Annotated in this window: 11 protein-coding genes; 8 read left to right on the top strand and 3 right to left on the bottom strand. The window is 51.0% G+C overall.

Annotation, left to right across the window (positions count from 1 at the left end):
* Positions 1-61 precede the first annotated feature (61 nt).
* Complete coding sequence (locus tag BM412_RS23225) at positions 62-565, top strand: hypothetical protein (RefSeq protein ID WP_143111684.1); 504 nt, start codon at positions 62-64, stop codon at positions 563-565.
* A gap of 353 nt (positions 566-918) precedes the next feature.
* On the opposite strand, the gene BM412_RS23230 is transcribed toward BM412_RS23225, so the two are convergent.
* Both BM412_RS23230 and BM412_RS23235 read right to left on the bottom strand, forming a co-directional pair.
* Positions 919-2340: an ADP-ribosylglycohydrolase family protein gene (locus BM412_RS23230; protein ID WP_091223730.1), complete on the bottom strand. Its 1422-nt coding sequence runs from the start codon at positions 2338-2340 to the stop codon at positions 919-921.
* A 65-nt stretch (positions 2341-2405) separates the two neighbouring features.
* Entirely contained in the window at positions 2406-3296 is an 891-nt protein-coding gene (locus BM412_RS23235; RefSeq protein WP_091223732.1) for a helix-turn-helix transcriptional regulator, read from the bottom strand.
* 396 nt (positions 3297-3692) lie between these two features.
* On the opposite strand from BM412_RS23235, the gene BM412_RS23240 reads away from it, so the two are divergent.
* Positions 3693-5033 (top strand): MFS transporter, encoded by a 1341-nt coding sequence (locus BM412_RS23240; protein WP_091223734.1) that lies wholly within the window; start codon positions 3693-3695, stop codon positions 5031-5033.
* Between the two features lie 80 nt (positions 5034-5113).
* On the top strand, positions 5114-5497 hold the full coding sequence (locus tag BM412_RS23245; protein WP_091223736.1) for a hypothetical protein: 384 nt from the start codon (positions 5114-5116) through the stop codon (positions 5495-5497).
* A gap of 56 nt (positions 5498-5553) precedes the next feature.
* On the opposite strand, the gene BM412_RS23250 is transcribed toward BM412_RS23245, so the two are convergent.
* A complete protein-coding gene (locus BM412_RS23250; RefSeq protein ID WP_091223738.1) occupies positions 5554-6690 on the bottom strand; it encodes an undecaprenyldiphospho-muramoylpentapeptide beta-N-acetylglucosaminyltransferase in 1137 nt (378 codons plus the stop codon).
* A 255-nt stretch (positions 6691-6945) separates the two neighbouring features.
* Between BM412_RS23250 and BM412_RS23260 the strand changes: the two genes are divergently transcribed.
* From BM412_RS23260 to BM412_RS23280, 5 genes are all read left to right on the top strand, one after another.
* Positions 6946-7962 carry an iron-hydroxamate ABC transporter substrate-binding protein gene (locus BM412_RS23260; RefSeq protein WP_256256537.1) on the top strand — a complete coding sequence of 339 codons (1017 nt, stop codon included), beginning with the start codon at positions 6946-6948 and terminating at the stop codon, positions 7960-7962.
* A 167-nt stretch (positions 7963-8129) separates the two neighbouring features.
* Positions 8130-9905 carry a sensor histidine kinase gene (locus BM412_RS23265; RefSeq protein WP_091223747.1) on the top strand — a complete coding sequence of 592 codons (1776 nt, stop codon included), beginning with the start codon at positions 8130-8132 and terminating at the stop codon, positions 9903-9905.
* Entirely contained in the window at positions 9898-11313 is a 1416-nt protein-coding gene (locus tag BM412_RS23270; protein WP_177246038.1) for a response regulator, read from the top strand. The genes BM412_RS23265 and BM412_RS23270 overlap by 8 nt, the downstream gene beginning before the upstream one ends.
* Positions 11314-11552: 239 nt before the next feature.
* Positions 11553-12470, top strand: a complete 918-nt coding sequence (locus tag BM412_RS23275) for an ABC transporter permease (RefSeq protein WP_256256538.1) — start codon at positions 11553-11555, stop codon at positions 12468-12470.
* Entirely contained in the window at positions 12470-13384 is a 915-nt protein-coding gene (locus BM412_RS23280) for a carbohydrate ABC transporter permease (protein ID WP_091223753.1), read from the top strand. The genes BM412_RS23275 and BM412_RS23280 overlap by 1 nt, the downstream gene beginning before the upstream one ends.
* The last annotated feature ends 31 nt before the right edge of the window (positions 13385-13415 follow it).

Raw genomic sequence — 13415 nt, forward strand, 5'->3', positions numbered from 1 at the left:
CTGTCGGGGATACTATCGCAGAATGGGCAGTTTCACAGCCCGCGAAAGGGAGCTGATGTACATGACAACGAATCGTTTGCGTACGCGGCTGGCCATCCTCGGCACAGCTGCCGCGCTGATTCTGACGACAGGAACGGTATGCGCGAATAGCGCCGAAAGTGCAATACCATCCTCCGACCAGCTGCAGGCGCAGCATGAACAGAAGCAAGAGCACTGGAGGCACGGCGACCATGGCAAAGGCCGTGAGCACCGCGAAGCCCGCAAGCTGGAGCATCTGCAGAAAGCAGCTGTTTACTTTGGAATCACAACCGAAGGGAAAACAGCGGAGCAATTGCAAGAAGAGCTGAAAGCTGCCATTAAGAAAAATCCTACGAAGTGGGAGAAATTCAAGGCAGAGAAGAAAGCGGAGCGATTGGCGCGACTGCAGGAGAAAGCGACGCGTCTGGGCATTCAGACACAAGGCAAAACAGCCAAGCAGCTTCGCGAGGAAATCCACGCAGCCTGCAAGGAACATGGCATGAAGAAGGACCAGAAGGAGAAATCCAAGTCCTACTCAGCTTCATAGTAAGCAGCTGAGAACAAGGGCCGTCTCAACAGTCGCAAGTCGACGGTGAGGCAGCCCTTTTTTTATTTTACTGTGGAGAAGCCGTGCGGCGGATCTAGTCGAAGCGGAATGCTGCCTAAAGTGCAACATATGCGCTTCGAGCGGACCCTGATTCACAAGATGTTGCTTGAAAAGCAACATTTTCCCTCAGATGAGTGGCTTAATGGACAGGTAGAGGCGGTAATGTTGCAGAATAGGCAACAATTCAACGATTTCACCGGATAAGCCTCTAAAATGCTGCAGGAAATGCATCATTTCCACAAACCACCAAAAAAAAAGCTAAGCGCATGCCAGCCGCGCTTAGCTCTTTTCCATTACACCTCTACCGTCGCCGCCGACGATTGTGCTTGAAGCTTGCGGAACACCTCATAGCTTCTCCGAGCGCATTCCGAAATCGCAATCGGATGGAAGCCGGTCACTTCCGCGTACAGCTTATCGTTCAGCGGTGCCGTCCAAGAGGCAGGCAGCGCGACGGCCCCCAGCATCGCGCCGAGGATGGAGCCGACAGTCGCGCCGTTGCAGTCCGTATCCCAGCCGCCGAGAACGGCCGTCGTAATGCCTTTCTCGAAGTCGCCGCCGGAGTAGAGCAGAGCAGCCGCGCAGAGCGCCGCATTATTGTTCGTATGCACGGCGTCGTAATGCTTGAATGCTTCCCAGATGCGGCTGACCAGCTCGACTTGATCTGACGTCGAATCCGCAATCTCCACGGCGAGCCGCACATCATGGGCGAGCCGGCTTCCCGCCGGGATCACGCTGAGCCCGATCTCTACGATGCGGCGAACGTCAGTCTCTACGAAAGCAGCGGCTATCATCGCCGAGCAGAACATCGCGCCATAGATGCCGTTCTTCACATGGGAGAACGAGGCATCCTTCCAGGCGAGCTCCGCCGCCAGCTCAGGATTCCCCGCGGCGCCGTACGCGTAACCATCGACGCGGATTTGCGCGCCGATCCATTCCCGGTACGGATTCAGATGCGTTCTCACCCAATCCTTGGAAGCTAGACGCTCCTCCAAGCTGGAATCGCCGATATGCGAGGTTACTTGGGCGAAGTTCAGATAGGCCTGCGTTTCCGCCGTACAGACCTGTGCGTAGCTGAGCTTCCTGTGCCACATTTTGCCGACATCCCACGAGTCGAAATCGGTTCCGCGTTCCTCCAGCATATGAAGGCCGAGCACGGTGTAGCGAATGTCGTCATCCGTTTCCATATAAGCGATATGCTCGCGCGTGCTCGCTTTGCACCACAGCGAAATATGCAGATCCGGATAGTCCGCGATACTGGCGGACTCAACAGGCGTATACCCTTGAATCGGCCAAGCATCGGCGCCTTCGAACCACAGCTTCACGTTCGCCCAGCCGGGTCTGCCGCCGGAACCGTTCATGTACGGACCTGCTTCGAGGGGCTTGCCGAGCGCGCAGCCGACGGAACGGCCGAGCCATGCGCCGTTAAACTTGTCGAGCCATTCGCCTTCGCTTAACGAAGGCGTCGCAATTGCCGGTCCTACCGGGCTTTCGGCACGGATCGTCTCCAGATCGGAGGGCTCCGAGTAAGGGAAATCCGCGCGAATCGGCAGTGCCATCAATTCGCTGTAGATGCCCATCAATGCGGATTCGTTACTGCCATCCGCTTTAGACGCCGCCTCCAGCTTCTCTGCGAAACCGGTCACGTCACAGCCTTCTTCACCGCGCTGTTTCAACTCTTCTTGGATCAATGAAAATAAGGGAGCCCAACCTGCCATATAGCATTCACCAGTCCTCTCTAACGTATATATTTATTGTAACGGACAATGATAGACGCATCTTCTCATGGGGCAGGCGGGAAACTCTCATTTTTTGCGGGAACGGCATCCGGGTCGAGGCCGAGCGTTTGTCGGTAATGAACCGGTGAAATGCCCGTCGACTCCTTAAATACCCGATAAAAGGTAGCCAGACTCTGGAAGCCGCATTCGAAACCGATGTGAGCCACCTGCTCGTCTGTGCCGGCAAGCAGCCGTTTCGCTTCTTGCACCCGGAGCATAGCGACATAGTCGGCGAAGCGGCGGCCCGTTGTCTCGTGAAACACGCGGCTGGCGCGCGAGACGCTGATGCCAAGCTCCTGGGCAATATCCTGGAGACTGATCGATTCGCGGTACCGCTGCTCCACCAGCGCGGCCAGCGCCTTGGTCTGATTGACCGATTGCACCATCATTCGCTGCTGCGAAGCGCTAAGTCCACTATGGTAATGCCGCAGGAGTAAGCCGCACAGCTGGATGAGCGCACTCTTGGCCAGCGCGATATAGCCGGGCTTTCTTTCGCGCAGCTCCCGTTCAATCGTGATCATCCATGGCGCGATGGCCGCAGCGAGAGCGGTATCGGCTGCAATAAGGTTGCTGAAATGCTCCGAGTGGTACGAGAAAGGAAGCAGCAGGCTCGGATCTTCCTTCATGAGCAAGTCACTGTCGAAATTCAGGAACAGGTAATGACTGGGATGAAGAGGATCGGACTGCGCGATATGCAGCTCCTCATTATTAACGAGAAAGAAGTCGCCTTCCCGAACATGATACTGCTTATTTCCAAAATAAAACGTACCCGTCCCCGACAGACATAGCCCCATTTCCAAACTTGTATGCGCATGCAAAGGCTGTCGATAAGCTTTAGGTGTCCAATAGAAGGCGTTAATCGGAATTTCATGCTCATAAGTGATCGTAAGCTTCATTGCCGGCGGGATCCTCCTTCTTACAAAGCGATGATAGCTGGATACCCTGAAAGGCTCTCCTTTTAGGGGCAAACCAATTGTGCAGAATCGGTTTTGACGATACTATTGGGATAGATAAGAGGTGAAACATGCATCATATGCGCTTCAAATGGAGTTACCTTGCAGCAATAGCCGTTTCACTGGCGCTTTGGGCCGCCATCATCCTGGGCGTGAAGCATCTGCTGCGCTAGAAAGATGTCAATCGCACGGGGGTTCCCGGGGCGAATGGCATCTTTTTATTTTCCGTAGAATTAAAGCATACCATCTTGCAACAATCGGTCAACCAAATTACACTGATAGGCGAGTAGTACTAGGACCTATACCAGCAATGATAGATGAACCGGAGGAGACAGTGGGATGAAGGCATTAAGCGCAACGGAAAAATGGTCTTACGGATTAGGCGCACTTGGGCAAAACCTGATTTATGGGCTCGTAACTACATTCCTCATGGTTTTCTACACGGATGAGTTTGGCATCAATGCCGCGATTGTCGGTACGTTGTTTCTGATTGCAAGGATTTGGGACGCCGTGCTTGATCCGGTTGTAGCTGTATTTATCGACCGCGTCAATACGAGATGGGGGAAATTCAAACCGTTCGTCCTGCTGGGAGGCATGATCGTCGCATTGCTGACCGTAATGTGCTTCTACGCCCCCGACTTCAGCATGCCAATGAAAATTGTCTACATCTATGTCACGTACATGCTCTGGAACACTGCGTATTCCCTATTCGACGTACCGTACTGGTCCATTGCGCCAACGCTAACGAACGACCCGGCGGAACGCACCAAAATTATCGCCTTTCCCAAAATTCTCGGTGCAGTCGGCATCATCATTGCCAGCGGTGCGGTCAGTCCGCTTGTGAAGGCGCTTGGCGGCGACAATGATGCAAGCGGTTACTTGTGGACGGCGATTATATTTGCGCTCATCTGTGTGCTGCTTATTATGCTGATGTTCCGCAACACGCACGAGCGATTGGTTGGAACAAGAGCGGAGCATGAGTCGCTGAGAGCCAGCGTAAACGTGGTCATTCGCAATAAACCTCTGCTTATTGTGACGCTTGCGAGTTTCTTCGCCACAACGCCCTTGGTGCTGAAGAATACGATGGCGATTTATTTTATGAAATATAATGCGGGTGACGAGGACAAGCTCCCGCTGTTTCTGTTAAGCGCGATGCTTCTGATGCTCGTGGCCATGGGCATTACGCCGAAGATAGCAGCGAAGCGAGGAAAGAAAACGACCTTTATCATCGGCGGTATCATTGGCATTGTGGCGAATACAGCGCTCTTCTTTATCCAACCGGAGAATACGGCCGTTCTGTTCGCTGTGAATGCGTTCAGTATGTTCGGTCTCGGTTTTATCCTTGTCCTGATCACTTCCATGCAGGCGGACACGACCGAGTATGCCGAGTGGAAGACAGGGAAACGTTCGGAGAGCATTGTAACCTCGGTCGGAACGTTCAATGCGAAGCTTTGCTCTGCGATCGCAGGCGCCATAGCGGGATACGGACTTTCGCTATCCGGTTATGTAGCGGATCAAGACCAAACCGATTCCGTGCTGACAGGCATTCATCTGATGATGTCCGTCTTGCCGGCAATCGGCTTGCTGCTTTGTGTCCTCTGTATCTCGTTCTATCAGCTGTCCGAACGTCGTTACGCAGAAATGATGGTAAGCTTGAATGCGAGGAAAAAAGGTTCATAGATAATTACATAAAACCCCAGTCAATGTAGACGGCTTGTCATATAATACAGCATGTCTACTTGAAAGGAGTTGATTTGCGCATGGCTTATTCAACAGGCGTAGTTACCAATACAAGAGCGACCGGAACTGCGGCAACCAATATCGTCGTGAACACGAGAAATCTGGACACCGATGATTCCGTTTGGATTACGGTACAAATATTCGCCTCTGTCGATTCCAGTGACTTCTATACGGCGTATTACTCCATGTATGAAGTACTCGAAGATTCGTACGACGTGCGGGAATTTTATATTGCAGGGAATGTCACGTATGAAGTGCAATTGTCGGTGACTGTAGAAGCAGGGGTTCCGAATGCGCTGATGTCCGTAACCGGACTCGACGAATTCGGCAACTTAGTCGAAGACCAACGCTTTACGCAAGCTGATCTGACTTTCATTACCAGCCTTAGCCCTGTACAACTGTAACCCCAAATTAAGATGGCTCGTTTGCAGAAAGCTGCGAACGAGCCATTTTTCAATTTCTAAGAATGTATAAGTTTCAGATCGTCAGCCGATTCACCTTGTTTCATAATAAGTGCGATCAATCGGCTGACTGCATCTTCCTGACCATGCTGCCGCATGCGATCTTTGATCGCATCCCGATCGCTATACAGCCTGGCAAGCCGCGATAAGAATACATCATCGGTCAGCTCTTCCTCCTGCAGGACTTCGCAATAGCCGGATTGCCGGAACGACTCGGCATTCAGAATTTGATCGCCGCGGCTGGCTTCCTTCGAAAGCGGAATGAGCAGCATCGGCTTGCAGAGCGCGAGAAACTCGAAGATCGAATTCGAGCCGGCCCGCGAAATGACCAGATCCGTACAAGCGAGCGCATCAGCGAGCTCATCATGGATATATTCATATTGCCGGTAGCCGGGGATGCCTTCGCAGCTTGCAGCGAGCTCCCCTTTGCCGCAAATATGAATGATTTGATACGTCCGCGTAAGCTCGGCAACATTGCGCCGAATCGTTTCGTTGATGCGCTGGGAACCGAGACTTCCGCCCATTATGAGAAGGACGGGCTTGCCCGGTGTGAACTTGCACCACTTGATGCCTTTCCACGCGCTCCCATTGCGCAGCTCATTGCGAATGATTGGCCCGACATGGACGGCTTTGTCGCCTTTAATATGCTTGGCCGTCTCCGCGAAGGTGATGCAGATCCGTTTGGCGAACGGTCCTGCTATCCGGTTAGCAAGGCCGGGGGTCAAATCCGATTCATGGATGATGACCGGCACTCGGTTCAGCCAAGCGCCGATGACGACCGGGACGGAGACGAAGCCGCCTTTGGAGAAGAGCACGTCTGGCTTTAATCCTCGGATTAGGCGGTATGCCTGGAAGACCCCTTTGACGACACGGAAAGGATCTTTCACATTCTCCAAATCGATGTAGCGGCGCAGCTTGCCTGTCGAGATGCCGTAATAATCGACGCCTGTGAGTCGGCTCACGAGCTGCTTCTCAATCCCGTTCTTAGAGCCGATATACGAGACCTTCCAGCCTCGGTCGAGCAGTGTGGGGATTAGTGCCGTATTTACGGTCACATGTCCTGCTGAGCCGCCGCCGGTAAACAGAATATGGCGCGGCTTCGTTTCCCGCGGTGGGGAAAGGGGGTGTTTTGGCATGAAGGGCACTCCTTGATAAAATCATTATGTTAAGCGTACCACAAGTTTCAATAAGTAGGGAGAAGGATGAGAACGTTACATGACCGTTTCCTATATCTTAGAACACTATGCGCGTAAGCAGGGAGAACATGACAACATATTGTCACCGGATGAAGCAGCCGTTCTTTTTTGGACAGCGGATTGCTTGACAATGAAAATGAGATTCATTATCATGCATGTAGTACAGAAATCTTTCATCACCAGGGGGCAGTTACATTGTTTAAGACAGGTTCGGTTAGAAAGTTTAGTTTGATCATGACCGGATTGCTGGCATTGATGCTGGTTTTATCCGCATGCGGCAACAAATCCGAGAACAACAGCGGCAACACCGCTACTGAGAATGCTGGCAACACCGCAACCGAGAACGCCGGCAACAACACGGCAGCTGAGCCTCCAACCGAGAAAGTGGTTAAGGATGCAATGGGCCACGATGTTACCATTCCTGCTGAACCGAAGCGCATCCTCGCTTCTTACTTAGAAGATCCGGTAGTAACGCTAGGCAAGACACCTGTTGCACAGTGGTCTGTAGCAAACGGCATTCAAGATTACCTGGCACCGCAATTGAAAGATGTGCCTACAATCGGCTGGGATCTGCCTGTTGAGAATGTACTGAGCTTAACACCTGATCTGATCATTGTCGGTTCCGAGTCCGCAGTACAGAAAGGGCTTTACGAGCAATATGCGAAGATCGCTCCTACTTACGTGCTTGGCGACAAAGTAAACAACGACTGGCGCGAAACGCTCAAAACAATCGGCGGTCTGCTCAATGAGAGCGAAAATGCAGAGAAAGCAATTGCCGAATACGATCAGAAAGCAGCTGACACGAAAGCGAAGCTCGCCGGTGCGATCGATAAGCAATCCGTGGCCGTTCTATGGCTCGTAGCGAAGAATTTCTACATTGTAGACGAAACGAAATCAAGCGGCGCGGTTCTGTACAAGGATCTTGGTCTAACGCCTCCGAACCTGGTTAACGAAATTCCGGAGAAGTCCAAAGCTTCTTGGAATCCGGTAGCGATGGAGAAGCTTGCCGAGTTGACAGCCGATCACATCATCCTTGTGAACAGCGACAAAACAGATGCGGCCGAAACCTTGAAAAACCCGGTATGGAAGAACATTCCTGCCGTGAAAAACAACCATGTCTATGAAGTTCCGGCTTCGAGCGCATGGCTGTACTCCGGCAAAATCGCCGGTGAGCAAATGATGGACGATGCAGTTAAGCTGCTCGTGAAATAAGTAGCTTGAATAGAAGCGTGCAATTCCTTTCATTCCCAATGAATAGGAGCTGCACGCTTTTTTTTGTACCTCGGCATTAAGGACACTGACAGCGGTTTCATCATATGTGCTATAATCGGAATTGGAGTTGAAACGTTTCAATATCGATCGAGGCAGGATGACAGACTATGAATGTGTTGCGCAAGCTGCCCATCAGAGGGCAGATGTTTCTCATTGCTACCTTAACAATGGGCTTAATTATCGCCATTCTGCTGTTTAACTACAGCCGGAGCGCTGCCTTTCTGACCAAGAACAATGAAGTCTATACCAACGATATGTTCAGCCAGATTGAACAAACGATTCTATCGAATTATGATGTCGTGAAATGGTTGACCTACAATGTCGCCTATAATAAATCCATCCAGGATTATTTGCTGGATGAGGATCCCTTATCCAAGCTGCAGCGTTATCCGACGTTGAAGAATTTGTTTATCAACTTATCTACGGTTAAGCCGGGGATCTTGGATTTCCTGATTATCGGCAAGAATGGCGAAACCTTCTCGCTGCAGGGCAGTACGCTGAATCAGATTAACGTCACAATGCCGAAGAAGGCGGATTCGTATTTCTCAGCCATCCAAACCTGCAAGAACATCGGAATCGAGCGATACTGCTTCGCTGTCGGTACGAACATATTCTCGAGCGACATTCATAACCGCTATACCAACGAAATCGGCCAGATCGTCCTGCTTATCGACGCGACGACGCTTACCGGCGGCTATGATATCAAATCCCTCCAGCCCGGAACGAGCGTGTACCTGCTGGATCGGAATAACACGATATTCATGAGCAATGTTCGCCATAAGATCGGACAACCATTCAGCTTTCCAAGCAACGGACTTGAGAGCGGCATTGTGGAGCTGGATGGTGAGCTGCAGCATATTCAAGTGAAGGAGCTGCCCCAGATCGGCGGGAAATTCGTCCGCTTGATTCCGGATGATGTCTTCTTCAAGGATATCCGCAAGCTGCGTAAGCAGACTGTTATCGCGTTAACCGTCGGGATCTTGCTGCTCCTCATTCCGTTTTTCCTTATTTTGAACAATATGATTTTGCCGCTGCGCAAACTTTATCACTATATGAGAATCCATCATAAAGAAGATTTGAACAAACGGGTAGACCTGCAGGGCTCGGCTGAAGCCGAGGTTATCGGCATCCGGTACAATCAAATGCTCTCGGACGTGCAGGATCTTACCGGGCAGCTCGTCGATTCCAATGATCGGCTGTTAAAGTCGGAGATCGAGAAGAAGCGGGCCGAATTCGATTTTCTGAAGAGCCAAGTCAATCCGCATTTTCTCTACAACACGCTGGATACGATTCGCGGGCTTGCTTCCGAGCGCGGCGTGCCGGAAATTCGGGAGATGACCGGGGCGTTGTCGCGGATATTCCGCTACAGCATCAAAGGACAGGACACCGTATCGCTATCGGATGAAATCCGCATTGCGGAAGCTTATATGAACATACAGATGATTCGATTCTCCCATCGTTTTGCCTTTAAGCACGAGATCCCGGAGTCATTGAAGGGAACGATTGTACCGAAAATGATCCTGCAGCCGCTCGTCGAGAACGCTGTCTTTCACGGTCTGGAGCCGAGATACGAACAAGGAACGCTGACAATTACCGCTCATTACGATCTGAACAGCGGACATGATCTTATCCTGACGGTCAGCGATGACGGCATCGGTATGTCGGAGGAGAAGCTGGCCGGTTTGAAGACCCGGCTTCATGCAAGGAATCGTGGGACGGATTCCGGCAAGGAAGCCGGCGTAGGACTGCTGAATGTCCATCATCGATTGCAATTCCAATATGATCAAGATTACGGATTGGATATTTGGAGCCGAGAAAATCAAGGAACTGTCGTTACGATCCGGATCCCCATTCAGATGGAAGGGAGGGCTGACCATGTATAGAGCTATGATCATTGATGATGAGCAGTGGGTCGTGAAGAATCTGCTGGATGCCATCGAGTGGTCTCGCTATGGTTTTGACATTATCGCTACCGAAACGCAGAGTCCAAGAGCGCTTCAGCTCATGCAAGAGCTCAATCCCGATTTGGCGTTCATCGATATTCGGATGCCGCAGATCAGCGGCTTGGAGCTCATTAAGAAATGCAACGAGCTGCAGCTGGACACGCTCTTCATTGTCGTCAGCGGCTTCGCGGAGTTCTCTTACGTGCAGAAATGCATGAACTTAGGGGCGATCGGGTATTGCCTGAAGCCAATTGAGGAAGAGGAGATCATTCCGCTGCTCAAGAAAGCCAAGGAGAGGCTGGATGAACGTTCGGCCAAGGATGTGCCTTCCGTGCTGGAGTGGATTGTGGAGGATAAGCAAGAGGGCAGCGAGCGGGTAATGAAGCTGCTGAGCAATGCCGGCTTTGATGCTGCAAACGGCTTGCGCGTCGTCGGCGGTTTGGATGTTACGGACGCGAATCTGCTTCGTCCGTATCGTCACTTGAAGCTGAGCGCTGGCGGCGGTAAAAGCATGTATATTGCGACGGAAGAGGATCAGCCTGTATCGCTGTACGAGCATTTGGCGAACAGCCGCGCCACCTTCCGCGGCATCGGAATCAGCGGATTATTCCATCATGTTTCAGAGCTGAAGGGAGCTATTGAGGATGCTGAAATGGCAGCCTTTCAATACTTTATAACCGGCGAGCCAACCGTACTCCAAGTTGGGGAGTCGAAGGGCTTCTCGGACTTCAAGCAGCTGCCCGCTGCGCTTCAGAATCGCAACTTGTCTGAATTGATGGCCTTATATGATCAATATGAGCAGTTGTTTCGTACCGGTTGTTATCAGATCAAGCATGCCTTCTTCCTCCATAACACCGTATTAACGACCATTATTCACTCGCAGAATCACGATTCGGAGAAGCTTGCCAGATACCTGCTGGTCGACTATGAACGATTAATCGAGCGGTATCAGGATATCGGGGAATTGATCCAAGATTTGAAACGGATGTCCGGGGCGTACTTGGGCGGCATGTACCATCAAGGGCATTTCCGCAGCGAGTCATTCGTTGCCGTCATTGAGTACGTGAACAATCATTACCACGAGAATCTCTCGCTTCAGATGCTGGCGGATGAATTTTATATGAACCGGAATTATATCAGTCAGCTGTTTATCAAGCATGTCAGTCAATCGTTTACGGATTACCTGGCTGAGCTTCGCGTCCGCCATGCCTGTGAGCTGCTGAGGAACAGCAACCTGCCGATCCACCGGGTCGGGGAGCGTGCCGGCTATCCGGATGCTTATTACTTCAGCAAAATATTCAAGAAAATTGTCGGCAAGACGCCGCGGGAATATCGGGCGAGCATGTGAAGACGGCATCCAGCCGTCTTTTTTCATTTCAGCAAGGTTCTTCTTGTGAAAATAGACAATGATTATTTATTTTTGTCTATTTGTTAGATCTAAGGACATAGAGCTCCCGAAATCTCCGAGTATAAGGACAAAAGCAGCTATGTTCTGTACATGGGAAGCGCTTTCATTTGCGGCTAATATAAGTCTATACCAAACAGTACAGCAGGTAAGACGACATATGCATATTGGAGATGGTTCAATTGAACGGTACAGTGCTTTGGAAACGGATCATGCAGTATAAAATGTTTTATTTGTTCTTAGTGCCCGTTGTCGTCTATTATGCAATCTTCGCGTACATCCCGATGTACGGCGTCACGCTCTCCTTCAAGAAATTCATGTACAACAAGGGTATACTGGGCAGTCCATGGGTGGGACTGGACAACTTCCGATACATTTTCAAGTATTCCGACTTCTGGACCGCGTTCCAAAATACGATCGTCATCAGCATCGGCAGGCTGATCATCGAGTTTCCGATGGCCATTATCGTAGCGCTGCTGCTTAACGAGGTTGCAGGCTCCAAGCTGAAGAAGCTGTACCAAACCGTTTTCACGTTTCCTCATTTCCTGTCTTGGGTCGTGCTTGGCGGTATTCTCGTTAATATCCTCGGTAACACGGGTGCGGTGCATCTGGTGCTTTCGCATCTTGGGCTTGAGAATGTCAGCTTGCTGTCGGATCCGGATACGTTTAGAGGCTTGCTCTATACGACGAATATATGGAAAGAAGCGGGCTGGGGCGCGATTATCTATCTTGCCGCTATAGCGGGGATCAGTCCGGAGCTCTACGAAGCCGCTTATATGGATGGCGCGAATAGATGGAAGCAGATGCTTCACATTACATGGCCTTCAATTAACGGCGTTGCCGCGATGATGCTTATCCTGGCCGTCAGCGGAATTATGAACGGCGGCTTTGATCAAATTTTCAACCTGTACAGCCCCGGCGTTTACGATGTTGCGGACATTCTCGATACGTTTATGTACCGGCTCTCGTTCTCCGGCAGAGTAAATCTTGGTTTCGGCATTATTACGGCAGTCGGTCTGTTCAAGTCGGTTATCAGTTTGGCCCTCTTACTGCTTGCTAACTATTTCGTGAAACGTATGGGTCAGGAGGGGCTGATGTAATGGCAGAAGCTACAATTGTAAATCAGAACGCAGGAGCACAAGACGAGCATCGTTTGGCAAACAGGGGAAAGAGCAGTGCGGACATCGTCCTGCATGCTATATTCATTCTCGCGGCGCTGGCAGCGATATTCCCTTTCTACACGGTATTAATCAGCTCTTTCGGAACGCCGACCGGCTTGATCTGGCCGACGGCCTTTACGCTTGAAGGCTATGAGCAAATTATTAAATACGGTGTCGGCAGAGCCTTTACGGTCTCGATATCCGTTACACTCATTGGAACGTTCCTCAGCTTGTTCTTAACAACGGTAGCCGCTTACGCACTAAGCAAGAGAGGCATGCCGGGCTGGAAATATATTATGGGCTTTATTATCTTCACCATGTTCTTCGGAGGCGGACTCATCCCGTATTACTTGACGATTAAGGGTGTTGGCTTACAGAACAGCTACTGGGTTATGATTCTCCCATCGGCGCTCAATACGTTCTACATTTGGATTATGCTCTCCTTCTTCCGGGATTTCCCGTCAAGTCTGGAGGAGTCGGCTAAGATTGACGGGGCGGGCGATTTCGCGATTCTGATGCGTATCGTCATTCCGACCTCGATGCCTGTCATTGCTTCCATCTCGCTCTTCTACGCGGTGGATCGCTGGAACGACTGGTATACGCCGATGCTGTTCTTGACCGATGCGGACAAATATCCGATGCAGCTTATGCTGCGCAACATGTTGACCAGTATTTCTCAAATATTAAGCATGAATAACGGCGTATCGGTTATCGACCAATCGAAAGTGAAAATTCCGCAGGATTCGCTCAAAATGGCAGCCATTATGGTAACAAGTCTGCCGATCATGGCCGTCTATCCCTTCCTGCAAAAGTATTTCACCAAGGGGGTGATGATCGGTTCGATCAAAGGATAACTCCTTTGAAGCTGATTACCGGTAACGGGGC

The sequence above is a fragment of the Paenibacillus sp. BC26 genome (assembly GCF_900116125.1).
Classification (GTDB): domain Bacteria; phylum Bacillota; class Bacilli; order Paenibacillales; family Paenibacillaceae; genus Paenibacillus_Z; species Paenibacillus_Z lignilyticus.